The sequence below is a fragment of the Hymenobacter roseosalivarius DSM 11622 genome (assembly GCF_900176135.1).
In the GTDB taxonomy this organism is placed as follows: Bacteria; Bacteroidota; Bacteroidia; order Cytophagales; family Hymenobacteraceae; genus Hymenobacter; species Hymenobacter roseosalivarius.
This window is the reverse complement of sequence record NZ_FWWW01000091.1, coordinates 52886-77569: the sequence shown is the minus strand read 5'-3', so window position 1 is coordinate 77569 and position 24684 is coordinate 52886. Positions and strand designations below refer to the sequence as shown.

General features: G+C 57.1%; 18 protein-coding genes. 8 read left to right on the top strand and 10 right to left on the bottom strand.

Going from position 1 to position 24684, the window contains the following annotated elements:
• Nucleotides 1–20 precede the first annotated feature (20 nt).
• Entirely contained in the window at nt 21–1643 is a 1623-nt protein-coding gene (locus tag B9A24_RS16650; RefSeq protein ID WP_084447149.1) for a DUF4394 domain-containing protein, read from the top strand.
• A 115-nt stretch (nt 1644–1758) separates the two neighbouring features.
• Here the strand turns inward: B9A24_RS16650 and B9A24_RS16645 are convergent, their stop codons facing one another.
• Nucleotides 1759–3186 carry a Gfo/Idh/MocA family protein gene (locus B9A24_RS16645; protein WP_084447148.1) on the bottom strand — a complete coding sequence of 476 codons (1428 nt, stop codon included), beginning with the start codon at nt 3184–3186 and terminating at the stop codon, nt 1759–1761.
• 779 nt (nt 3187–3965) lie between these two features.
• Here B9A24_RS16645 and B9A24_RS23370 point away from each other — a divergent pair.
• From B9A24_RS23370 to B9A24_RS16630, 4 genes are all read left to right on the top strand, one after another.
• Nucleotides 3966–4301: a hypothetical protein gene (locus B9A24_RS23370; RefSeq protein WP_234997398.1), complete on the top strand. Its 336-nt coding sequence runs from the start codon at nt 3966–3968 to the stop codon at nt 4299–4301.
• Between the two features lie 2 nt (nt 4302–4303).
• The gene (locus tag B9A24_RS22120) at nt 4304–4447 is read left to right on the top strand and encodes a hypothetical protein (protein ID WP_159452085.1); all 144 of its coding nucleotides are present in this window, start codon (nt 4304–4306) and stop codon (nt 4445–4447) included.
• A gap of 60 nt (nt 4448–4507) precedes the next feature.
• The gene (locus B9A24_RS16635; RefSeq protein ID WP_159452084.1) at nt 4508–5371 is read left to right on the top strand and encodes a universal stress protein; all 864 of its coding nucleotides are present in this window, start codon (nt 4508–4510) and stop codon (nt 5369–5371) included.
• A gap of 569 nt (nt 5372–5940) precedes the next feature.
• A complete protein-coding gene (locus tag B9A24_RS16630; RefSeq protein WP_084447145.1) occupies nt 5941–7608 on the top strand; it encodes a DUF4394 domain-containing protein in 1668 nt (555 codons plus the stop codon).
• A gap of 123 nt (nt 7609–7731) precedes the next feature.
• Here the strand turns inward: B9A24_RS16630 and B9A24_RS16625 are convergent, their stop codons facing one another.
• The 5 genes from B9A24_RS16625 to B9A24_RS16605 form a co-directional block, all read right to left on the bottom strand.
• Entirely contained in the window at nt 7732–8475 is a 744-nt protein-coding gene (locus B9A24_RS16625) for an RNA methyltransferase (protein WP_084447144.1), read from the bottom strand.
• 253 nt (nt 8476–8728) lie between these two features.
• Nucleotides 8729–9868: an alpha/beta hydrolase gene (locus tag B9A24_RS16620; RefSeq protein ID WP_084447143.1), complete on the bottom strand. Its 1140-nt coding sequence runs from the start codon at nt 9866–9868 to the stop codon at nt 8729–8731.
• Between the two features lie 233 nt (nt 9869–10101).
• Nucleotides 10102–11205 (bottom strand): alpha/beta hydrolase, encoded by a 1104-nt coding sequence (locus tag B9A24_RS16615; RefSeq protein WP_143434990.1) that lies wholly within the window; start codon nt 11203–11205, stop codon nt 10102–10104.
• 340 nt (nt 11206–11545) lie between these two features.
• Complete coding sequence (locus B9A24_RS16610) at nt 11546–11944, bottom strand: BLUF domain-containing protein (protein WP_084447141.1); 399 nt, start codon at nt 11942–11944, stop codon at nt 11546–11548.
• A gap of 267 nt (nt 11945–12211) precedes the next feature.
• Entirely contained in the window at nt 12212–12634 is a 423-nt protein-coding gene (locus B9A24_RS16605) for a GldM family protein (protein ID WP_084447140.1), read from the bottom strand.
• A gap of 324 nt (nt 12635–12958) precedes the next feature.
• Between B9A24_RS16605 and B9A24_RS16600 the strand changes: the two genes are divergently transcribed.
• A complete protein-coding gene (locus B9A24_RS16600) occupies nt 12959–13450 on the top strand; it encodes a hypothetical protein (RefSeq protein ID WP_084447139.1) in 492 nt (163 codons plus the stop codon).
• Between the two features lie 71 nt (nt 13451–13521).
• Here the strand turns inward: B9A24_RS16600 and B9A24_RS16595 are convergent, their stop codons facing one another.
• The gene (locus B9A24_RS16595) at nt 13522–14031 is read right to left on the bottom strand and encodes a gluconokinase (RefSeq protein ID WP_084447138.1); all 510 of its coding nucleotides are present in this window, start codon (nt 14029–14031) and stop codon (nt 13522–13524) included.
• 51 nt (nt 14032–14082) lie between these two features.
• The gene (locus B9A24_RS16590; RefSeq protein ID WP_159452083.1) at nt 14083–15114 is read right to left on the bottom strand and encodes a creatininase family protein; all 1032 of its coding nucleotides are present in this window, start codon (nt 15112–15114) and stop codon (nt 14083–14085) included.
• A gap of 394 nt (nt 15115–15508) precedes the next feature.
• Here B9A24_RS16590 and tamL point away from each other — a divergent pair, with 394 nt between their 5' ends.
• Nucleotides 15509–17995, top strand: coding sequence for a translocation and assembly module lipoprotein TamL (gene tamL / locus B9A24_RS16585; protein WP_159452082.1), 2487 nt, complete (start codon nt 15509–15511; stop codon nt 17993–17995).
• A gap of 336 nt (nt 17996–18331) precedes the next feature.
• Nucleotides 18332–21604: a T9SS type A sorting domain-containing protein gene (locus B9A24_RS16580; protein ID WP_084447135.1), complete on the top strand. Its 3273-nt coding sequence runs from the start codon at nt 18332–18334 to the stop codon at nt 21602–21604.
• 53 nt (nt 21605–21657) lie between these two features.
• Here the strand turns inward: B9A24_RS16580 and B9A24_RS16575 are convergent, their stop codons facing one another.
• Together B9A24_RS16575 and B9A24_RS16570 are read right to left on the bottom strand one after the other, a co-directional pair.
• On the bottom strand, nt 21658–22302 hold the full coding sequence (locus B9A24_RS16575) for an MOSC domain-containing protein (RefSeq protein ID WP_084447134.1): 645 nt from the start codon (nt 22300–22302) through the stop codon (nt 21658–21660).
• 120 nt (nt 22303–22422) lie between these two features.
• Nucleotides 22423–24570, bottom strand: coding sequence for an alpha-ketoacid dehydrogenase subunit alpha/beta (locus B9A24_RS16570; protein ID WP_084447133.1), 2148 nt, complete (start codon nt 24568–24570; stop codon nt 22423–22425).
• Between the last annotated feature and the right edge of the window lie 114 nt (nt 24571–24684).

Below are 24684 nucleotides of genomic sequence, written 5' to 3'. Positions count from 1 at the left end.
ATTCTTCTATCCTGAAAAGCATGAAAATACCCTTATCCCTCACCAAATGGGGCGCGGCTGTGCTCCTTTTGTCGTCTTTGACCAGCTGCGAGGACATCCTGGAGCAGTATTTCCCCAAGCCCACCCCAACCCCCCCTACCATCCCCACCTTTCCACCCTTAGGTCAGGACATCGCCTTCTATGCCCTATCGGGCGGGACCCGGCTGGATGCTTACTCCACGGCTAACCCCGGCACACGCTCGGCTTCTGTCGGCATCACTGGCTTAGGCAGTGGCGAGACGCTCTTAGCCATTGATTTCCGTCCTGCCACCGGCCAGCTCTACGGGATCAGCAGTGCCAGCCGACTGTACATTATTAATCAGAACACGGGCGCAGCGCGCGCCCTAGGCACCAGCGCCTTCACCCCAGCCCTGGGGGGCAATCTGGTGGGCTTTGATTTCAACCCCACCGTGGATCTGATTCGCCTGGTAACCTCGACGGGCCAGAACCTGCGCCTCAACCCCGAGACGGGGACGGTGGCCAATACCGATGGCGGTATCAATGGAGCGGTGGGCGCGACTTTAACCGGTGTCGCGTACACTAATAATACGGCCGGGGCTTCGACGACGGCCTTGTATGCCATCAATACGCAGAACCAGCAGCTCTACTTAGTCAATCCGCCCAATGACGGCACCGTCGTACCCGTGGGCAACTTGAATTTGCCGGTGAGCGGGAATGGGGGCTTTGATATCGATGCCCGGACCGGCACGGCACTGGGCCTGTATACGGTCAATGGCAACCCCACTCTTTTCACCGTCGACTTGACCACCGGCGCGGCCCGGCCTTTAGCTCAGTATAGTGCCAGTGCCGCCTATTCGGGGATTGCCATTCCAACTCAACCGGTGGCTTATGCCGCCAGTGGTAGTAACATCATCTTCATTTTTAATCCAGAGACGCTCTCTAGCGTCCCTCCAGTTGAAAAAGGAGTAAGAGGATTTACTCGTCCGGGGGAGCAGATTGTGGGCCTCGATTTCCGGCCCGCCAATGGCCAGCTCTACGCGCTGGTTAGAAACGGGAATGTCGGGGTAGGCTCAGATGGCCAAGTCATTCCTAGTCATCAGATCTATACTATCAACACCGCTACTGGCGTCGCCACGCTCGTAGGCCGCGTGAGCGTCCCATCCAATCGGTTGAGCGGGGAGCGCAGCGGGTTTGACTTCGACCCCGTTACCGACCGTATGCGCATTATTACTGGTTCCCAGGAAAATTTGTGGGTGAGTGCTGACGCCAGTACAACTACGGTGGAAACCCGAATTGACTTTGGCCTAGGGACGGGAACTGCTATCGCGTATGACAATAATTTTGCGGGCGCTCCCACGACGAGACTATACGCGCTAGGTGAGATTACTCTATTCGAGGTGAATCCACCCAGCGCCGGCAGGTTGACGGCTGTAGGAAACTTTAACCTTGGCCAGGAGGTAACATCTGAGGCTTTCGATATTGGCGGCACCAGCAGTACGGGCTACGCGTTGCTGATTCCTCGGGTCCCCGGCCCCGCAAGTCCCAAGCTGTATAGAATCAATTTGACTACCGGGGCAGCCACTCTTATCCGCGATCTGCCAGGGTCAGCGTTTCGTGGACTAGCTATTGGGTTAGGCTTTTAACATTCATCCTATTAAACTTCGTCAACAAAACAGCCCCGGCTCATGAGCTGGGGCTGTTTTGTTGTTCAACTATGCTGGTTATAAAATCTTCAACACTCCGTACCGAACGACGGGCTCAGGCATTTTCCTTCGGCTCCGGTCCCCGAAACACATCCGTACCTGACACGGGGGGCAATTTTACCGGCCGGCCTTCGCGGGCCGACTGGTAGATGGCCTCCATAATGCGCTGGTCCTGCAAGCCTTCCTCGCCGGGCGTGTGGGGCTGTTTGTCTTCCAGCACGCAGGTGGAAAAGTGGTCCATTTCGGCCGCAAACTGATTTTTGGGGCTGATGGTAATATGGTTCTGCATCTTAGCAGGGCCTTCCGCGTGGGAGGTTTGCAGCTGCTGGCCGGTGTAGGCGTAGGCATTGTTGAGGTGCATCCAGCCCCGCTCACTGTTCACGCGATAGAAGCGCGAGTCGTGGGTGTTGTAGTGGGTGATGCAGTCCACCAAAATGCCCCCCGGAAAGCGCATCTGCCACGACATTGCCTCTTCCACTTCCTTAAACAACGGGTTGCCGGGCGTGCTGTAAGAGTAAGCGAAAACTTCGGTTGGCTCGGTACCGAGCAGGAAGCGGGAGGTGTTCAGGCAGTACAAGCCAATATCGGGCAGGGCACCGCCGCCGGCCAGGGCTTTCTTGTGGCGCCAATGGTCGGGGTTGGCGGAGCTTTGACTATTCTGGGCCTGAATGTACTTGGTCTTGCCCCACTTGTTTTCCCGCACCATATCGCGCACCAGACGGTTGTAGGGCTCATATTGAATGCGGTAGGCTATCATCAGCTTGCGGTTGGCTTTTTTGCAGGCCGCAATCATGGCCTCGCACTCGGCGGCGGAGTTGGCCATGGGCTTTTCGCAGAGAATGTGCTTGCCCGCCTGCGCGCCCCGAATGGTGTACTCGGCGTGCATGGAGTTGGGCAGCACGATGTAGATTACCTCCACCTCGGGGTTGTCTTTGAGCTTATCATACTCCTCGTAGCTGTAGCAGCTTTCCGGCTTAATGCCGTATTGCTGGGCCACCTTCTTTAGCTTCTCGGGCGAGCCGCTGACCAGAGCCACGGGTCTGGATTTTTTGCACTCGCCAAAAGCGGGCAGCAGCTCTTCCAGCGTAAGGTGACCCAGACCCACCAGCGCATAGCCCACCCGCTGGTCGGGGGGCAAAGGCGTCGGCGTGGGTCCCGATTTGGGGTCTACATCCGACTTCCAGGCTTCCAGCTCAATGGGCTTATCTACGGCTGTCGGCACTTTCGCCGCCGGCGACACTGCTTCCGATGAGGGCACTTGCTGCCCACCGGAGGCCGTATACACGGTGGAAGCGGTGACCTCTGAGGCCGGTGTACCGGTAATAGGCGTAGTCGCTTTCGTCGCCTCGCCCGACTTATCCTGGCAGCTGGCGAAGGTGCTGGCGGCCAGGCCCCGCCCGGCCAGGGTCAGAAATACTTTGCGGGATACTTCCTGGCTGGCTTGACGCAGCACCGTGTTTAGTAAGCTGTTAGTAAGTAACATAGTGTACTGGTTGTGAAAATGGAATGGTAAAGTAGAACGTGATACAAAGTATAAATAAGCCCTACGGACGTTTGGGCATAAATAACCAGTGCCTGCCCTACTATTCGTTTTTTCACCGTCTGGCGACGCCCAAATCAGCCAGAATCTGCCAATCACTACTACCTGCCATTTAATCATTTAGAGGTGCACCAGCGGCCAAGCAGGAACGCAGGCCAGGCGATGCGGAACAAGCCAAAGCAGTGGGTTTACAGTCAGTGTTTGTTATGCCAGAGGCGCCTGACATAAATCATTTATTCGATTGACAGTCATCCTATTAATGTCATTAAATTATGACGATATTTACTACATACTCTGTCACTTACTACGAAGCTGTTTAGGAAGTACACCTGACCGTCATGCAGACGAAGGAAGCATCTCGCCCGCTTCGTTGCAATGATAACCCTACGGCAGCGGGCGAGATGCTTCGCTCCGCTCTGCATGACGTGCTAACTGATGCCGACGACCTCCTAAACAGCTTCTACTTATAAAATCCTTCGGCGCGGCTGATCAAAGTCGCTAACAAATAAGGTTGAAGCCCATCGTTACTCAGAAGGCTTTCTGATAGGTGGGTTGCCTGCTCAGTTGCTTCCCTAAGGCCAGTTGGAGAAGTAAACCGGGAGAAGCTGGCCACCCTGGCTGCTTGTATTTCCTCAAGCCTTGCCAGCTGCTTTCGAGGCTTTTTTGGTCAGTAAGCAAGCCCCTGCTGTCGCTTCCTTTTTTCACTTAACGGCTTATCAATCATGCGTCAGAATTTAAGTTCTTACGACCGGGTGATTCGCATTCTCCTGGCAACCTTTCTCACTGGCTTTCTGGTGCGCCAGGGCTTCAGTGCGCCAGGGCTTCAGCACGCCCGTGCTTCTGGTCTGGCTGCTCATTCCGCTCGCGCTTCTGCTGACGGGCATTGCCGGCTATTGCCCTTTTTATGCCCTGCTCGGCATTGCCACGCATCACCAATCGCGGAGCTGACTTTGCCCGCGGTCATCCGGCGCACCATTCAGGATACTAGCCTGATACTTTCCCAGCCCAAAACCCGTGTACTTAAGGGATATTATCCGTCCATGGTGGGGGCATTTTAGAGGTGCCCGCCCGGCACGAAGCCGACATGCTGGGGGTAGTAGCGCGGCGCCACAGTCTGGCAGGCACTATGTTTCACTGGAGCATCACGGCGCAGATTATCCAGGAAAGCCCGATTCCGCTGCTGCTTTTGCCCGCCGAATACTAAAGCGAATTATAAGCTGCGCTCCTGGTTTCTACTCCTCCTTATTGTAGCTATATGCCTGTTATGAGCCCATCTATCGTTGTATTGGCTACCCCAACGGCTACGTCGGAACAGGCGGCGCAGTATGCCGCCGTGCTGGGTGAGCCGCTGCAGGCACGCCTTATTCTGCTGCATCACTACCGCGAGGTGGCTTCGGCCCCCGAGCTGGTGACTATGACCGCAACGAATACCTACCGCAGTCAGGCAGAAATGGCCGCTGCTCTGCAACATCTGACACGGCAGCTACCGGCTTCAACGCAGGTTATGGCCTCTACCCAGGCGGAAGTAGAGATGATAGCGGAGGCCGTGGACCGCTACCACCCGCTCCTACTGGTGACGGGCATGAGCACCGATAATAGCCTGCTGGACCAGCTGTGGCATAATCAGGCGCTGCCCGTGCTGCGCGACACGCACTGGCCTTTGCTGGTAGTGCCGGAAGCCGCCCCCGTGCCCCACGCTCCGCGCCGCATAGCTCTGGCAGTCGATGCTAATTCGTTTGTGCTTAACGCTGCCAGCCAGGCCCTGGCGCCGCTGTTTGCTTCCTGGCAAGCCACGTATACCGTGATTCACGCCGAAACTTCGCATGAGAAGCAGGCATTTCCGGGCCAGCGAGCCCTGGCGAATGTGCGCATAAGCCAGCTGCTTCCGCCTGCTACGGCCCTGGAGCTCTACGAGGAAGTAAGCACGCCGCCCGTCGATGGCATACTGCAGGCCGTGAAGGATATTCAGGCCGATTTGCTGGTGCTCGTCGTTCGGCCACATAGCTTTCTGGGGCAGCTGTTTCACCGCAGCGTGACGGCCCAGGTGCTGCAGCAGAGCCAGATACCAGTACTACTGCTCCCCGCGCACGGCCCCGATTTTCCGAGCTGGATGGCACGCCTAACCTGAAATCATCGATTTACTGCTCATCTGCCTCGTTGCTGCTCACCTACTACCTGCCCCTGCTCCCGTAACCTACTGGGTATCCAATCTTTGGACGGACCCCATGCCAGGACTAATTATAGCCCCGGCTATCTTGGTACCACTGTCAGGACAACTACTGGGATGGCTGCTGTACCGGGGGCAACGGGTAGTCAAAGTTCAACCGCCAGCGGTAGTGCAGTAGCGGCTGCCGCGAAGCAGCACAATCAACTTAGTGAGCCATGCCGACGGGAGACCAGCGGGCCGTTAAATACTAGCTACCCGGCACACGGGGGGCTTTTTTTCATTTCTGCATCACTCTCCTAATACCAGCTATCGTTTGGTGCATTTAGCCGCATAGCTACCTAAGCGATTTGTAGTTTAAACGAGGAGGCTGGCTGAATTCATGCTAAGTATGGGCTCCTTCAGCGTTTAAACCTCAAGCATTCTGTTGAGTGAAAAATTATAAGAATACCGGTATCAAAACCGAAGAGTATTGCGTAACTTAACCATCTTAGTTCAATTAATTCTTTCTTCTATCCTATCATCTTGCTTCTATGCTAAAACCCTCTTCCCTCACCAAATGGGGCGCGGCTGTGCTCCTTTTGTCGTCTTTGACCAGCTGCGAAGACCTGCTGGAGCAGTACTTCCCCACCAAGCCCAACCCCTCCGCTCCCTTCAATCTAGGCCTGGACATTCCCTTTTATGCTTTGTCTGGGGGAAATAAGCTGGATGCCTACTCCACCAAGGACCCGGCCACGCGTACGGCCTCGGTGACTATCACCGGCTTGCAGAGTGGGGAACGCATCTTAGCCATTGACTTTCGCCCGGCCACGGGTCAGCTCTACGGGGTGAGCAGCGCCAGCCGACTCTACGTCATTAATCAGAATACGGGCGTGGCGCACGCTATTGGCGCGGGCGCCTTTACGCCGGCTGTTTCCGGCAACCTGGTGGGCTTCGACTTCAACCCGACGGTGGATCGGATTCGGCTGGTGACTTCTATGGGGCAGAATCTACGTCTGAACCCGGAAACCGGCACCGTGGCCGCGACCGATGGCGCTATAAATGGAGCTGCGGGTGCCACCATTACGGCTGCCGCCTACACCAACAACGTGGCTGGTGCCGAGACCACGGTGCTCTACAACCTGGACCCGGCCACCGACAAGCTTTACCGGCAGGATCCTCCTAACAACGGCACCTTGGTTGCCGTGGGCGACCTCAAGCTCGACATCAGCGGTGATGGCGGCTTCGATATTGACGGCAAGACAGGCACGGCCTTGGGCCTGTTTGAGGTAGGAGGAAAAACAAGTTTGTTCACGGTGAATGTGCAGACGGGCGCCACACAGCTACTCAGCCAATATGATGCGATCTTAGGCTACTCCGGTATTGCCATTCCTACCCAGCCCGTGGCCTATGCAATTAACAGCGTGGGCAACCTGGGCAACCCCGACGTTCCCACCCAATTTTTGGTAATTTTTGATCCGACCAACCCTGCCGCCTTAGTGCGCCGGGCCATCACGGGAATGCCCGCCGACCAAGAGGTATTGGGCCTGGATTTTCGGCCCGCCAATGGACAGCTCTACATGTTAGCCCGCCCCCGAACGTCAATCGTAGACCCCATAGCGAATAGTCGGCTCTATACACTCAATGCCGCATCGGGCGCGGCCGCCCTCGTGGGTACGGTGAACGTCGTATTGACAAATTTTGTTTTTGGCTTTGATTTCAATCCCGTTGCCGACCGCATCCGAATTGTTGGCAATCAAGGCGAGAATGTGCGGATAAACCCGAATGACGCCGTTGCCACGGTGGACGGCCGCATTAATCCTGGCCCCCCCAGCCTGAGCGCAGCCGCTTATAGCAACAATTTCGCGGGGGCGACAACGACTAATTTGTATGTTCTAGGAACGACATTCGTGCGAACTTTCCCCAACCGCGACCTCGTTAAACTATACCTACAAAATCCACCCAATGCGGGCACAGTCGTTGAAATTGGCGACTCAGGGATTGAAGGAGTAGCACAGCACTTTGATATTGGCGGCACCAGCAATATGGGTTATGCGTATCTTCGGGAGAGTGGAGTCGGAAATAAGGTATACAATATCGACCTGACGACGGGCATAGTCAGGCCTTACAACAATTTCCTGTTCAATTCCCTTACCAATCAATTTCCTGGCACCGGCGGTGGGTTTATCATAACTGGCTTTACCGTTGGGTTGGGTTTCTAAAGCCTTTGGGTTCTTGGTTATAACTTCAGCAAAAGGCCTTGACTTATGAGTCAGGGCCTTTTTTGTTTACTCAAAAAACGTACTATTCAACAACTTGTGTAGCCATCAGTCAAAGTGTCTCAACTATAACCCCCGATGAAAGTTATCCAGCAGAATAGCCGCTGATATAGCCACGTTCAAGCTCTCCGCGCCGCCTGCCCCCGGAATATACAGCCGCTGCGTGAGGCGCGCCAGCACCTCCGGCCGCGGGCCGTGCGACTCGCTGCCCATAATAAGTACGCCGGCGGGGCGCAAGGTGAGGCGGTGCACATTGTCGCCTTTGAGGTGGGCGCCGTAGCGGGGCACGCTGGGGGGCAAATCGTCGAGCCACTGGGGCAGCTCGCGCTGCCAGACGGGTACGCGGGCGAAGGAGCCCATGGTGGCGGCCACCGTTTTGGGCGCCCACGGGTCGGCGCAGGTATCGGAGCAGACGACGCCTTGCAGGCCGTACCAGTCGGCCAGGCGAATAAGCGTGCCCATATTGCCGGGGTCGCGCACCTGGTCCAGGGCAAGTAGTAAGCTGGTGGTGGGGGGCAAAAGTGGCGGCTCGGCAGGTAAGTGCGCAATGGCCAGCGCCGTAGTATTGGTAGCCAGGGTACCGAGGCGGGTCAGCTCCTCTTCCGATACCAGCTCGAAAGGCACCGAGGCGAGGAGTGGCGGTATTTTGGCGGCATACTCCGCCGTCATAAACACGCGCTCCGTTATCAGATCAGAGGTCAGCAGCTCCAGCACGCTTTTACCGCCTTCTACCAGAAACAGCTCTAGCCGCTTGCGGTACTTCTTTTGTTTGAGCTGTTCTACGCGGGTTTTTAACGCTTTGCTGACCATAGGAAACGGTGCTGATGCCGGTTGTTTTGTCGGGGCCTTGCTCTGTCGCTCATTCCGCGCCACAAAGCTAACGAAGGCACTCTGACCTTTTAGCCCAATCCAGCGGCCGAAGTTAGCAAGGGCAAGTTGAGTGATTACCGCACCATTGAAAAACGCACCACTGAAAAAGCAATGCGCTGGCCCTGTTACATATACCAAAAAAAGCCCCCCACTCATTGGAGCGGGGGGCTTTTTTTAAATAGAAGCGAATACTTTACTTCAGTGCACCCTTCAGGTCGGCAACGGCAACGCCCTGCGCCTGCTTGGCTTCGGGCACGACGGCCGCCATCCCGAAAAATTCGTGGGTGGTACCTTCGTAGAGCTTATAATTAACTTTCACGCCAGCCGCCGTGAGCTTATCGGCCAGCATTTTGCCTTCGCTCATCAGTGGGTCGTACTCGGCGGCGATAATGGTGGTGGGCGGCAAGCCTTTCAGATTCGCGGCCACCAGGTTGATGCGCGGGTCCTTGCCATCGGCGGGGCTGCGCAGGTAGTTATTAAAAAACCAGACCATGCCGCCCTTATTCAGGGGCAGAGTCTCGGAGTTCTTCTGGTAAGAAGGCGTATTCGTATCGTAGCCCGCAATCGGGTACACCAGCAGCTGATGCTTGGGCATTGCCACGCCTTTGTCGCGGGCCTGCATACTCACGGCGGCCGCCAGACCACCGCCGGCGCTTTCGCCCGCCACCGCTACTCTCTTTGGGTCGCCTTTGATGCTGGCCGCATTTTTCAGCGCCCACTGATAGGCGGCAAATGCGTCGTCGTGGGCCGTAGGAAACTTATGCTCCGGCCCCTTGCGATACTCCACCGACACCACGACGGCCCCGGTTTGCTCCGCCAATGCCTGAGCAGAAGCATGATACGTGTCGATGGTGGCAATCACCCAGCCGCCGCCGTGGTAATACACAATCACCGGATAGGGAGCTGTGCCGGCTTTGGGGGTATATATGCGCGCTTTTGGGCCGGGCATCAGAGTTCGGCTGGCCGTGTCTACCTGCATGGGCGGAGGCGTGATGTTGCTCTCCTGCATCTGCTTCATGGCCGCATCGGCGGGACTTGGCTGCTTACGGGCCTGCACGGCAGTCAGTTCCGGTAGCGGCTTATTCTTGAAGCTCATAAACTCCTCAATAACGGCCTGCATCTCGGGCTTCAAATTTGGGCCCCACGCTGGTTTGGGGCCGGAGGGCTTCACTTCACCGGCGGCACTGGTGGTGGTGCTATCGGCCGTCATGGCCTGCGTATCCGCTTCAGTGGCTTTAGACTTGGAATCACAGCTGCTCAGTAGCAGGCAACTCGCCAGGGCGGGAGTCACCAGCCCGGCAAGGGCAGATGAGCGAAAGAAAGAATAATTCATACGAGGGGGTGTAAGGTGTAAATTGTACGGATTGGTGATTCCCTTACGGAACTTTAAGCCAGGGAGTTTGAAAGCACGGCGAATAAGCTCCTATGGGGGCCTGCACTTTTTGTCTAATTCGTGTTGATTTTCTATCCTATCTATATATTTACCCCCACCGTGGGCAGGCAAAAACATAAAAGGTGCTGATCCAGGACCAGCACCTTTTACTCTATTATAATTGTATTTTCTGCTTACCGGAAGGCGGCTCGCAGTTGAGCGGCCGCAAAATTCTGTGCCTCTTCGGCTTTGGGCACCACGGCGTAGGTACCAAAGAATTCGTGGGTCGTACCTTGGTAGAGCTGATAATTCACGGCTACCCCAGCTCCCAGCAACCGGTCACGCAGTTGCTGCCCTTCCGTCTGCAACGGATCAATCTGGGCCCCAATAATAGTCACGCCCGGTAAGCCGCGCAGGTCGGCGACATCCACCAGCGAAATCAGGCGGTCGTCGCCATCGGCCGGCGTGCGGAAGTAGTTGCGCACGAAGTACTCAATGTTGGGCCGGTTCAGCGGCACTGCGTTAGCGTACTGGTTGTAAGAAGGCGTAGTTAGGTCGTTGTTAGCCACCGGATACACCGACAGGATGTGCGTGGGCTGGGCGATGCCCCGCTCGCGGGCCAGAATAGCCGTAGTCACGGCCATATTGCCGCCGGCGCTTTCACCTGCTACCGCCACCTTCGCCGGGTTGCCCCCGATGCTGGCTGCGTTGTCGCGCACCCATTTGTAGGCCGCATACGAATCTTCGTGGGCGGCCGGAAACTTATTCTCCGGCGACAGCCGATAATCGACCGATACAACAATAGCCTGTGCTTTCTCCGAAATGGCCTTAGCCGATGGCTCATACACGTCGAGGCTGCCAATTACCCAGCCACCGCCATGATAATACACGACCACGGGCAACGGTCCGGAAGCATTCTTGGGTGTATAAATCCGCACCAGAATACCATCGGGGGCCGACAGCGGCGTAATACCACTCGGCAACACGCGCTGGCTGACATTGACCTGGGCGGCCCGGGGGGGAATGTTGTTTTTCTTGAGCAAGTCCTGGACAGCATCCGTAATGGAGGGTGCCATGCGCGCCTGCCGGGGCGAGAGCGTGGGCAGAGGCGGCGTACCGTAGCTCTGGAACTGCTCAATGACAGCCAGCATCTGCGGATCGATGTCGGGGGCAAAGGCAGGAGCCGGGCCTTTCGGCTGAATGAGCACGCGCGGATTAGGGAAAAGGGTGCCGCCGTCGTCTTCGCAGGAAGTGAGTGAAGCAGCGGCTACGCAGCACGCCGCGAGCAGGTAGCGCATACGGGTTGTTCTCCCCCGTAGAAGAGATAAGGTAAGCTTGTTCATAGGATGGTGGGTAAAAGAGTGGATGCGAGAAGCGCAGCCTTCCCAGAACAAGGCACCGCGCCAGCGCGGTGCCGGCCCCTTTCGGGCGGGATTTTGCTACCCTTCAGGGTACGTCGCTTCTCCCGATGGCTGCCACAGGCAAAGCCAAAAAACCGTACTTGCCCACCGCAAATACGTATTTATTACCCACTACAGATACGTATTTATGACCTGTACGTCTGATCCTCTGCGCCAAACATTGGTCGGCAACTATTTACTAAGTAGCATCTTAAAAGCGCGCTGACCCGAGCAGCGCTTACAGCCGCTGGCTTTCAATCACGAACGTCTCCAGACGAGCCTTTAAGGGCCGCGCATCTGCCCCTTCGGGCAGGTGCCTGACTAACTCCGCGAACTGGGCCTCCGCCAACCGATGGGCCGCCATACCCCACTGCGGATACGTCCGGCGCGGACGAGCTACGCGCGTAACCACCGTCACGTCATGGTGCCGTGCATCGCGTTGAATGCGGCCAAACAGGCGCTCTACCTCTTCCTGCTCACCTTCCAGCACCTGGGCAAAATGACCCTCGCCATAAAACAGGATACCGGTGATGTCGTGGGCAGCGTTGTAGGCTCGGGCGTGGGCCACCAGGGCACGCAGCTCCGGGTAGCTCATTGGCTTCAGGGCCCGACTAACGTAACATAGTTGGTAAAGCATAATTGCCCCCCAGCCCACCAGGATTTGCCGTTATCGCGGACGGAGCGCGCTGAGGAGGAAAAGATACGAAAGCGGTGCCACTTTGTCTTGAGTGACAGCTCGGCGATGCGTTGGCCTGCCGACAAACCTTAGCAGGTTTTTTGGAGCAAATCACTCAATATCTCCGGCGTGATGGCCGGCGCAGCTTTCTGGTCCTGGGTCGTGGGGAGTGCGGCCGTTGGGTCTGCCAGGTATTATCGCGTCTGTAGCCGGTAAAAGGACGCCTGGTTATTTGCCTAACACCCAGTTAAAGGCTATGTATTGACCAGCAACCCGCTTATAAGGCTTCGGTTGACCACCGGCGGTTGTAGCCACCGCATCGTGCACCTCAATATAGAGGCGGTCGCCGGGTTGCGATAATTTTGCAAAGCTGGTCAGATCAACCTCGGACCCTTGTATTGTCCTCGCGGGCAGCAGAGGTCGGCGGCCGCGTATCAAGGTCATCTCAGCTTTTATAATTTGGTAGCTCACTGGTGTCGCGCAGGCTGGATCGTTGGTGAGTGCTAGCGTCATGGTGGGCACCATTGCACTACCAGTCGTCTTTATTTCCTGCTTATTATGAAAAGCCTTCAGCTTGGGGGCCGGGCACGCGGTCTGGGCGCGAGCCCACCCAGCCGACAACAAGGCGACGAGCAGCAGCAGCTTTTTCATGGAGCAGGAGTAGTAAGGGGGTGGAAAAGGAATAAGAAAAGTGCCAGCACTCGGACGAGAAAAGCCCCCCAGGCGGAAAGCTGAGCCCACTGGCTCGCAGGATAACGCGCTTTGTGCAGGCGTAGTATTCTGCCCAGGCTATGTTTGTTACTTATTAATCCAGGCTTTGAAGCAGATTCGTGGAAGACCAGCCGTTTTCCGTCGGGTTCAGGCCACTTGCTGGCACCTGATTTGCCCCTGGGGGGCAAATCAGCACATACTCAGCTCATGGTATAGCTGGACTTTCCGTCTGTAGTTCTACGCTCCTTATCTCGTTAACCGTTCATGAACAAGCCCTCCTTTTTTGCTTTATCCCTGGCCCTTGCCGGGGCCCTCGTTAGCTGCGGCGACGAAAACGCTGATCCTCAACCCGCGAGTCAGACGGCCAGTGGGCGGCTCATGGCCAAAACCTGGATGGTGACTGCTGCCACGGAAAAAGAAGGCAGCAAGCCGGCCAGGGACATTTATACCAGCCAGGATGCCTGCCTGAAAGACAACCTGTTTAAGTTTCAGGCCAGCAACGCCTTCGTGCTGGACGAGGGCAAAACCAAGTGCGACAACGCCAGTCCCCAATCTCTAACGGGCAAGTGGGCACTCTCTAATAACGACCAGACGCTGTTGGGTACGGTTACCGTCTCCCCCGCCCCAGGCTTTACCTTCGACATTGACCTGACCGGCACGATTGAGGAACTGACCGCGGCCCAGCTCATTCTCGTGGACGCGGAAACAGATAATGGGGTAACTACCGTGACCCGCACGACCTTCACGGCCCAATAAGCCTTCATTCTGCCAACGCCAGAAAGCCGCTTCCTGCCCGAAGCGGCTTTTCTTGGGCCAGCCAAACTACGTCAGCTGGCAGAATTATCCTCTTTCCCTTCCTCGAGATGCGCCATGATTTGCCGCACCAGCGTTTCGGGCGTTGCCTCAATACGCAGGTGCAGTCCGTAGGCCGGCGATTCATAGTCGGCCAGTTGTGAGTTGAGCAATTGCTCCTTCATGTAGTGGCCTGAGCGCGCCCGCAACCGGGCCACCAGCAATTCCTTATCCCCTTCCAGCACCACCCAGGTAAGGGAGTGCGCTACGGCCGCTCGCAGTACGGCGCGGTACTTCTCTTTCAGCGCCGAGCAGGCCAGCACGGCACCGCCCGCCGCTTCCCAGGCGCTGAGGCCCGCCGCCAGGGCCGCCAGCCAGTCGTGGCGGTCTTCATCGGTCAGCGGGGTACCGTAGCGCATCTTCTCCACGTTCGCCGCCGAATGAAAATCGTCGGCGTCATGGAAAGGCAGGCTCAGGGCGCGGGCCAATTCGCGCCCAACGGTGGTTTTGCCGCTGCCCGAAACGCCTATGACGATACAAATCATACTGGTGGCAAGTAAGGGGTCAGAAAACGGTGCTTTTATCCACAAAAGCCTTTAACGGAGCAGATCCTGTTTAGCCAGCCAGTCAGCTTGCTGTTGCTGGCGGCGGCGTTCTTCGCGTAAAGAGAGGCTATCCAGCCACGAATTAACAACATCATGCGCCATAGCGTCACCGAAGTGGGCGAGCGTGTCTGGATTTATCTTCTTGGTGAGGATATCGAGCACCAACCGAGTGTATACTGCCGCGTTCTGGCGCCATGCCGTGCGGCCATAGGCGCGGGAAGCCAGCCGCGGGGAGCCAAAGTAGCCGGGCCAGCTAGGCTGTTGGGCATGCCGGACGAGAGTCTCCATATGGGTCCCGGTAATAGGTGGAGCCTGGGCGTATCGGGGGTCAACCAGGGTGGGTACCAGATAAAGCATGCTGCTCGTTTCCGCCAGGCCGGCGTGCACGCTGAGGCCATCTTCAGCTTGCTGCTGGGCCGTTTTGGGCGCTTCAAACCAAGTGCTCATAACTGTTTGCAGGCCCATCAGGTTCAGCATTTGCCCCCCATACGTGTCCTCAAAAAAAGCCGCCGCCTGATCCAGCGCCCGCTGATGCATAGGGGCGCCATGACCATGCACCACCACGATGTGCCGAAAGCCTTGCTCACCCAGCTCCGTGCCCAGGTCCATGAATACGGCACGCAGCGTTTCGAACCGAACGGAGTAGGTACCCGCCACCGCGTAGTTGCCGCCGATGTCATTGGCGCCACTGTTGCCCAACGGAATCACCGGAAACACAACCACCTGCCACGGCAGTTGGGTAGCAATAGCCTGGGCGAGCGTATCCGTTAATTTTTGATTCCAGTACCCATCGCTGAAGATTGGCAGGTAGGGTCCATGCGCTTCCAGGATGCCACCGGGAATCAGCACCACGGTTTTCGCTTTGTCGAGCCCCTTTATTTGACGGCTAGTCAGCTCCCGGAGGTGCAAAATCCTCTGTTCACTCGAAGCCGCCGCTGGTGGGGGGCTTTTCTGGTTGTTGGTATGGCAAGCGAGGGTGGCTAGGGCTAGCACTGTCAGCACGAGGAAGTGAGGCTTAGCCATGAAGCTAATATACTCAATACAAGGCACTAGTGCTTGCATGATGGTGCGGGAGCAAGTTGGGTCCTAATACCCAAGTCATGACTATATAGCTTACTTCTGCTTAAGTCCAGGGGTAAGCAGGTTTAGCCGCTACCGCGTAATTTTACGTTACTCGTCTAGCTTTATAGCCAGCCCTCTACAATCAGAATGGGTTAAATTGATTCGTTCTACTTTTACTAGCTTTCCGCCCGAAAATAGTAATCTACCCGGTTGAGCTTACCTATTTCGGCGTAGTCCGGCAAAAAGGTGGAATTTAGCCGCGCCGGCGCGCTTTTCCTTTCCTCACCAAGAATGGCACCGGGCCGGAACCGACACTTTTTCAGGTGCCATGCGTGCACGTACTTCGCTACCGCTTTTGAAACCATATTCGCCGTTTCCGGACCCGTTGGGGGGCTTTTTTAAGGAGAAAAGTCGCGTTGGCTGGCTGGTATTTCTGCTCATCGGGCTGCTGGGTAACTGCACGCCCACGCGCCTGTTGCCGCCCGGCCGTAATCTACTGCGCACCAACAAGCTCACGGGCGTAGAGCAGGCCGACGCCTTGAGCCTGGAGGCCCTGTATCAGCAGCAGCCTAACTCCCGCTTTCCGTTGCCGAAGCTAGCCATCTACCAGCTGGGCAACACTTTCTACAACCGCGACAAAGTGCAGAAGCGCCTCGAAGATGAGCGCCTCAACTACCGCAAGCGCATCCAGGCCGCCCGCCCCGACTCGGTGAAGGTGGGCAAGCTGCTCGTCAAGCGCGACCAGCACCTGCGCCGCCACCAGCTGGCCCTGGACAAAGGCAACGCCATTATGCGCCTGGGCGAAGCGCCCGTAGTGTACGACTCCACCCTGACCCAGCAAACGGTGGAGCAGCTCGACATTTATCTGAGGTCGCAGGGCTTTTTCCGCAGCCGCGTGACGGCCACCGATACCGTGCGCAAGCGCATGGTGACCGTGACCTATCACATTACCGAAAATACGCCCTTCACCTATGCGCAGCTCGAGTATGCCATTCCCGATTCGGGCGTGGCGCGCGTGGTGCGAGCCAACCAGAAAGCCTCGCTGCTACAGGTAGGCCAGCGCTACAATGAAGCCCTGATCGGGCAGGAACGGGCGCGCCTGGAAACCCTGCTCAAAAATGCCGGCTACTATGATTTTCGTCAGCAGTACATCACTCTCGAAGCCGATACCAGCTTTGCCCCCAACACGGTGCGGCTGCGCACCCTTATTGCCAGCCCGGCACCGGGCACCGAGCACCGCGTGTATTCCATTCGGCACGTAAATTTTCTGACGGATGCCGGCGTGATACGCTTTGGGGTGAAGCGCGACACCATCGTGCGCGACTCCGTGTATTACCTGGCTTTTCGCCACCGCTTCAGCACCCGCGTGCTCGACCGCAAACTGACCATACGCCCCGATCAGCGCTATAGTCTGGCGAATACCCAGCTTACCCAGCGCCAACTGGCTGACCTGGATGTCTTTCGCTTCAACAACGTCAACTACGTCAAGGTAGACCCCACCATTGGCACCGATACTACCTACCAGCTCGACGCGGTCGTGAATGCCTCGCCGCACAAGCGCTTCCAAGAGTTGTCCGAGTTAGGCGCTACCTACGTGGCCGAGCAGGTAGGACCCTTCGTCAATGCCCGTCTGAAGGTTAGGAATGTATTCGGGGGTGCCGAGGTGCTGGAGTTTGGCGTGCGGGCTGGTTTTGAGGGTCAATACAACCGCGTAACCGGCTCCAATATTCCCCAGACCGTGCTCACCACCCAGCTGGGGGGCAATATTAACCTGGTTATTCCGCAGTTTATTCTGCCCTGGCGCTCGGGCCGTATTTTGTCGCGCTACAATCCCCGCACCCGGCTCAATCTTACATATACCTACGTGCAGCGCCCAGAATACACGCGCACCAACCTAGAAGGCACTTTCGACTACATCTGGCAGCGTTCCTTATATCATCAGTGGGTACTTACGCCCATCGATGTAAGCATCATTAATACCACTGCCGTTTCCGACTCGTTTCAGGTGCGCCTCAATCGGCTGGCCAACGACGGCTCGCCGTTGTTTCGCAGCTTCACGCAGCTGTACGTACCGAGCATCAATGCCACGTCGCTCTTCAATTCCAACGACTTCAATCAAACCCGCGACGCGCGCTTTCTGCGCCTGTTCGCGGAGGTAGGCGGCCTGACGCGCAGGCTGTACCAAGACCGCATCAGCCTGAACGTGTACGACTTCGCCAAGTTTACCGCCGACTACCGCCGTTACCATAAGCTGGGACCCAAAACTTTCTTCGTATACCGCTTCAACGGCGGCATTGCCCGCGCCCTCACCCGCACCGACGTACCGGACTCGGTGGGCAACGTGTCGGGCGAGCTGATTATCCCCTACGATAAGTATTTGTTTGCCGGGGGCAGCTCCAGCGTCCGGGCCTGGAAGCCGCGCCGCCTGGGACCCGGCGTCTATACTACCACCCGCGTTGATGATGGCCAGGTGGTGCGCGACTACAACCTGGAGCAGCCCGGCGAGCTGCTGCTGGAGGCCAACGTGGAGTACCGTTTCCCAATATATAGCTTCATTAATGGGGCCGTTTTCACGGATGCCGGCAACGTCTGGACACTGCAAAGCGACCCTCGTCCGGGCGCTCAATTCAAGTCCGATCAGTTTTGGAAACAGTTTGCCGTGGGCTCCGGCGTAGGCATCCGGCTCGACTTTTCCTTCCTAATTCTACGCCTCGACATCGCTACTAAAGTGTATGATCCCACGGCGCCCAATGGGGAAAAATGGGCTATCCAAAACTTCAAATTCTTGGGCAAAAGCGAGGACCAGACTGCCTTCAACTTAGGTATTGGGTATCCGTTCTAGGATTTAACCAAGCATTATTTATTAAAAGGTTTCATTAGTTAAGTTATAAAAACAAAACAAACTACTTTTACATATCAATATGCTTTTACCAATATTTAGCGCGTAAAATGCCTATATAAGCGTTTTATGGCCATAATTTTGCTATCCGAGACCTCACACGATTATCTGTGAGACGTAGGTTTATTTCTACTTTAGAAGCAGCCTAACACCGCTTCTACTCTTCCTGTTAATTGTGTTTCTCCTGCCTGGGTCTGGGCGCGGGGCAGCGCAGGCTTCCTCGTCCGGGCCGCGCTGGGTAGGCTCTGGTCTGCTTCTCCTAACGCCTGGTTCTGTTGTATGAGAATATTCTTACGCGCTATTGCTCTGGTCTTAGCACTTGCCCCCTCTCTGTTGCTAGCTGAAGGCTCGCGTCAGCTTACGCCAAACCAAGCTGTTAATCCTGCTACTACCCTACCGTACCCGCTCACCGACCCGCGAAACGATCGGGCGGGCTTCCTGACCCACGATGTAAACGCCGCCACCGGGGGGCTAAATTTGTCTTTGGGCTTTTTAAAACCGCTAGCCTGGGGCACCAGCGACGTTTCTTTTCTGGAAGATTATCGCCTGCATATTCGGCTCAAGGCTGGCGAAACCCTCAACTACGGGGTGCACCGCGTAGCGCGGATCGGGGGCGGCACGCACGCCAACCTGCTGCTTACCCTCCGCTATGGAGCTGGCGCGGGCACTATTGTCAGCCAAAGCAAGCTGCTGCGTGATTTGGCCAGCCCAAGTCAGGCGAGCTTGCTGGCCAATCAGGCAGGCGTAATTGCTACTACCGCTCAGCACCAGATCGGGCCTTCCGTAGCTGCCGGCGACGGCGGCTATGAGCCCCTGACCTACACGAATACTACCGGTGCCACCCGCGATTTTTACGTTGAGTTCACTCAGGAAGGCGAGTTTACAAACAAAGGCACCCAAGCGGGCTTCAATGATTTAGGTGCCCGCAACCCCAATTTCATGAGCGCCGTGCGCTCTGAGTATGACTTCTGGGACTTCACCGTGCGCGACGCGGCCGGGCAGGTAAAGCCAGGGCGGCTGTTCAGCAAGCTGTGGTCGTTCACAACTACTACGTCGGGCGGCACAGGCTATGAAAACCGGCTTTCGGCCAACTTTGCCCTTTTTCCTTTGATAGAGAGCCCTCAGCACCAGGGCCAGTACTACGTGAAGCAGATCGAGCTGGCCGGGATTCGGCCGCTCGTGTTTTACTTTGTTTCGAACGCTAATGGCTCACGGGCCAGCGCGGCCACCGGCGCTACTTTCGTGGAGCGCCGCCGCAGCCAGGCCGGCAATACAGGCTACCCCGAATATCCAAACTTCGTAAACAACCCCGACAAAGAATTGTGGCCCAGCGCCCCGGCGCCCCGCTTTACTACTTCTCAGCGCGGTTTCTGCGAAGGTGGCCTGGGGAAGGTAGCTTTCACCACCGTTTCCGACGAGACGGGCACCGTCGCTATTCTGATTGACCTGAATAGCAACGGCGTACAGGACGGCGACGACGTCCTGTTGGAGCAGTCGGTGGTGCCGGGAGCTAACACGCTGGTATGGAATGGCCTGGACCGCGCGGGTAAGGTAGTAGTGGCTGGCTTGCCCATTAAGCTCTCTTTCACGAGTCAGGGAGCTCCCGTAAACTTCCCGGTATATGATGTGGAAGGCAATTCCAGTGGGCTGCGGGTGCAGAATATCCGGCCGTCGGTGGGGGGCAATACCTACTATGACCGCCTCTACTGGGACGACTCGCGGCTCACGGCGGCCAAACCGCAGTTTTTCCCCGAAACCCGCCCCGCGCCCGACATGGCCAGCGTGCGCACCGATGGCGTTATTTCCAGCACCGCCGCTTACCAGGGCGTACACCGCTGGGGCGACGACAGCAACGAGGCTGGCAACGATTACACGATCAATACCTGGACCTACGGCTTTATTTCGGCCCCCAGCGAGACGATGTATACCTACGCCTACAGCTGCGACTTTGACCAGGATGGCGTAGATGATCTGGCCGATATTGACGACGACAACGACGGCATTCCTGACTTACTGGAAAGCTTTGGTATCGACCCTGATGTGCTGGTAAATGGCACGCCACGCTATTTGGCTGGCACCTTCGTGGTGCCCGGCGTGGGGGGCTTTCGCGATGTGAACGGGGATGGTATCAATGACCTCTTTGATCGGGATCTGGACGGCACCCCCAACCATCAGGATGCTGACTCGGACGGCGACGGCATCACAGATGCGCTGGAAGCTAATAACTACGTCATGCCCACCCAGTATCAGTCGGGCTCGGGTCGCATTGGCGGCGCGGTTGATGTGTTGGGAATGCCGTTGGCCGCTCAACTCAGCGCGGGTAGCCGCCAGACCATTTTTGCTAACGCAGACTCTGATGCCGACGGCGTGCCGAATATGCTGGACATGGACTCCGACAACGATGGTATTTTGGACAATCGCGAAGCCCAAACCACGGCTGCCTACCGCGCCCCTTCGGGCCTGGACTTCGACCACGATGGCCTGGATAATGCCTACGATTCAGCCCCCGGCACTGATCCAGCCACGGGACTGGTAGCCGCGGCCGGCACGGAGTTGAGTGCAGCTAACCTGGCAAATACTGACCGCGACACCTTGGCTGACGTGCTCGACTTAAACTCTGACAATGATGCCTTTCCTGACTGGCAGGAAGGTTTTGATGATAATAAGAACAACAGCAGCCTTGATGATCTGATAGCTCGGGCGGCTAAGTTCGTCACAGTCAACCCAGGCAAAGCATCGTATTATGCGGCCGCTGGCAACCCCGTTCCGGCTTGGCTGGAAGATGCGGATGGCGATGAAATACCAAACTTCCTCGATCCGGGCAACGCGCACTACCACGACGATAATAGCAATGGCTTGGTTGATATTTTTGACCCTGCTTATGGTGGGACACCCTCGACCGCTCCCCGCCGCGACCCAGCCCAGGCTGATGCCGATTTCCGCTTTGTGCCCCAGCCAGTAAAGATAACGTTGCCAGAAAAGGGTCCGCTGCCGGCCGCTCCGCTACCCGTAGTACTCATCGACTTTCAAGCTCACGCCGCCGGACGCGACGCGCTGCTTTCCTGGGCCACGGCTCAGGAGCAAACCAATGCTCGCTTTGACATTGAGCGCTCCCTCGACGGACAGGTGTTTGAAGTGATAGGGCAGCGTTTAGGAAGCGGCTCAACTACCCAGCGTCAGGCCTATGATTTCCGCGACAAAAACATCGGGGCCACGCCTGGCACGGTATACTATCGTCTGCGCCAGGTAGATACGAACGAAAAAGCAACGCTCAGTGAGGTAAGGCCCGTTACTTTTATCACCCAACCCGCCGCGCTGCTGACGCTTTACCCCAACCCCGCTACCGATTACACAATTCTCGATTTGTCGGGGCTAGCACAGGTAACATATACTATAGAAATACATGGGGCCGACGGACGAATGCTCGCCCGATTTGAGGCGGCTGGTGGAGCTCCTTTACGCTTGGCAACAGCCGTTTATCCTATGGGCACTTACATGATTCGGGTAGCGAATAGCAATTTCCATCAGCTGCTGAAGCTGGTTAAGAATTAGCTTTCAGAATTAACAAAAAGCCCCCCCCAGAGATGCTCTGGGGGGCTTTTTAGCTAATTTCCTGCGGCTATTAGTTGGCTTAGTCTTTCCCGCCAACTAGGCGACAGATGCGGCAGCTCCAAAATTTCCCGAATTTTGTGCGGGTTTTTCGGTCCCGGCGCGTTGCTATCTATCATGTCCTGAATAGTGACGGCGGAGGCGGAGGGCTGTACCAAGGTGATGGCATCGCCCACTTGGAGTATGCCCTCCTGCTGCACCCGAAAATAAATACCGCTTCGGCGGGACTGCTCAAAGCGCCGCACGATGCTTTCATCCTGCAAGCGAATGCCCAGCTTAAAGCAGGGCTGCCGGGGCTGAATAGCCATCAGAACGGCCGTACCTATCTGGTAGCAGTCGCCCACCCGCACCTGGTTTTCCAGTAGCCCAATAGTTGTCAGATTCTCACCGAAGGCTCCGATAACTAACCTGGAGGGCGGCAGAAAGTCTTGCCAAAAAGCGTAGTGCTCGTGCGGATAGGCATACACCGCCTTGTTTGGGCCGCCATGCACCCGCAAATCGGCTTGCCCATCGCCGGCTAGGTGTTCCGCGTGCACATACACTGGTTCGGCAACGGGCTGCTTGAAAATGCTGGTGCGCACGAGCTTGTCTTGCCAGCTGATTTCTTGGGGAAGCCCCGTGTTGACTGACAGAAGACGCATGACGCTAAAAACTTAAAAAGTACCTATACCAACTGTTGCTCCGCGCCCTTTTCCGAAGACTCAGCACCCAGAGCTAACTAGGACCAAAAAATGAAGCCGCTCGTCAGAACACATGGTACTTTAATATTCCAGCAGTTCCTGCAAAGCCGCTGCTACCTTAGTCGGATTGGGCAGCATCTGCCGCTCCAGGTCCACGTTCAACGCAATAGCGGGCAGATTAGCAGCACCTAACGTGAATACGGGCGCATCGAGTTGCTGGAAGCAAGTGCGCTGAATGCGACCCGCCAACGACTCGGCGAAGGAGTTCATTAAGGGTTCCTCGGTGAGTACCAACACTTTGCTGTGGCGCACTACGGCGGCCTGCACGGCGTCGAAATCCAATGGATTCAGGGTACGCAGGTCTAACACCTCCACCTGACCGGGAAACTGCCGACTGGCCGTTTTGGCCCAATGCACACCCATGCCATACGTAACTACCACGCAGGTATTGCCCCGACGCAGCTGCTCAGCGGCGGCGGCCTGGGCAATGGCGGCTTTACCTAACGGCAGCACGTAGCCCGCCGCCGGCTCAATGGTTTTGGCATCTTCCGTGCCGGGCACTTTGCTCCAATACAGCCCTTTATGCTCCAGCAGCACTACCGGATTAGGATCGAGGAAGGCAGCGCGCAGTAAGCCTTTCATGTCGGCAGCATTGCTCGGGTACACCACTTTAATACCGCGAATAGTAAGCAAGGTGCTTTCAATAGAGCCCGAATGATAAGGCCCGCCCCCGCCGTACGCGCCAATGGGTACCCGGATCAGCGCCTGCACCGGAAACTGCCCATTCGACAGATAACAGGACTTCGACAACTCTTCCACCAGCTGATTGAGAGCCGGCCAGATGTAGTCGGCAAACTGAATTTCGACAATGGCCTTCGCACCCACGGCGCTCATGCCGGCCGTGCTGCCCACAATGTAGGCTTCCTGAATCGGCGTATTGAATACGCGCGCATCGCCGTACTTCTTGGCCAGCAGCGCCGCTTCGCGAAAAACGCCCCCCAGCTCGCCGCCCACGTCCTGCCCATAGAATAAGGCCTCGGGAAATTCGCGCAAAATATCATCAACGGCGTGCAGTGCGGCATCCACCATCAGCACTTTGTCGGCACCGGCGGGCGTACGTTCCCCAGCTTCCTCGGTCACGGCCTGGGGGGCAAATTCGTGGTCGGCGAAGGTGGCGGGGTCGGGCGAGGGCGCGAGGAGGGCGCGCTCATAATCGGCGCGCACGAGGGCGGCGGCTTCGGTGGCCGCTTGCTCCAGCTCTCGTTTAGTGAAGCTGCGCAGCAACAGCTGCTGGTGCAGGCGGGGCAACGGGTCCTGCGGTGTGTGCTGGGCCAGGTTGTCACCCCGGTACCACTCGCGGCGCACGCCGCTGGTGTGGTGGCCGAGCAGCGGACACTTAGCGTGCACTAACACCGGGCCACGGGTGCGGCGCACGTAAGCAAACGCCTCACTCATAACGGAATACGAAGCCGAAAAATCAGCCCCATCTACGCGCAGGCGGTGCAGTCCTTTAAAGCCAGATGCAAATTCGTAGGCGTCCATGGCCCGCATCTCCCGCCCGGTTGCCGAAATTCCCCAGTCATTATCCTGCACCAGATAAATAATGGGCAGCTGGTGCAAAACAGCCATTTGCAGGGCCTCCGACACCTCGCCCTCCGTCATGGCCCCATCCCCGATGGAGCACAAGACAACCGGCGCGGCATCAGTAGTTGACGAGGAATAATCGGCCGCCGAACCTTGCACCCTTTGGCCTTCTAAATACTTGATTCCGTGAGCCATACCCGTGGCCGGAATGGCCTGCATGCCGGTAGCGGAGCTTTGGTGGGGAATGGTGGGAAAGCCCGCCCGGCTCAACGATGGATGGCAATAATACGTGCGTCCCCCACTGAACGGGTCGTCCCGCTTGGCCATCAGCTGAAGCATAAGCTCGTAGGGCGTAATGCCTATGCCCAGCAGCATGGCATCGTCGCGGTAGTAGGGCGCGGCGTAGTCGGTGGGCAGCAGGTGGAAGGCAGCGGCCAGCTGAATGGCCTCGTGGCCCCGCGCCGTGGCATGCACGTATTTAGCCGTTACGGCCTTATTTTCCTCGTAAAGACGCGCCATTTCATCGGCCGTGCGCATGAGGCGGTAGGCGCGCAACAGCGTTTCGCGGGTGGGATTAGGCGCGGTAAAATTGGGCGGGTGGGAGGCAAATTCGGTGTCGGGCGCGGGGGCGGTCGAGTGCAGCATGAACGGCGGGAAAGTGGGAAGGCGAAATTACGGCATCGGGGGCAGAGTTGGTGAGGCGGCGGGTTTTCTGCGTAATTTTGGTCTACGAACCCGCTCCGAATTATCCGCTATGAG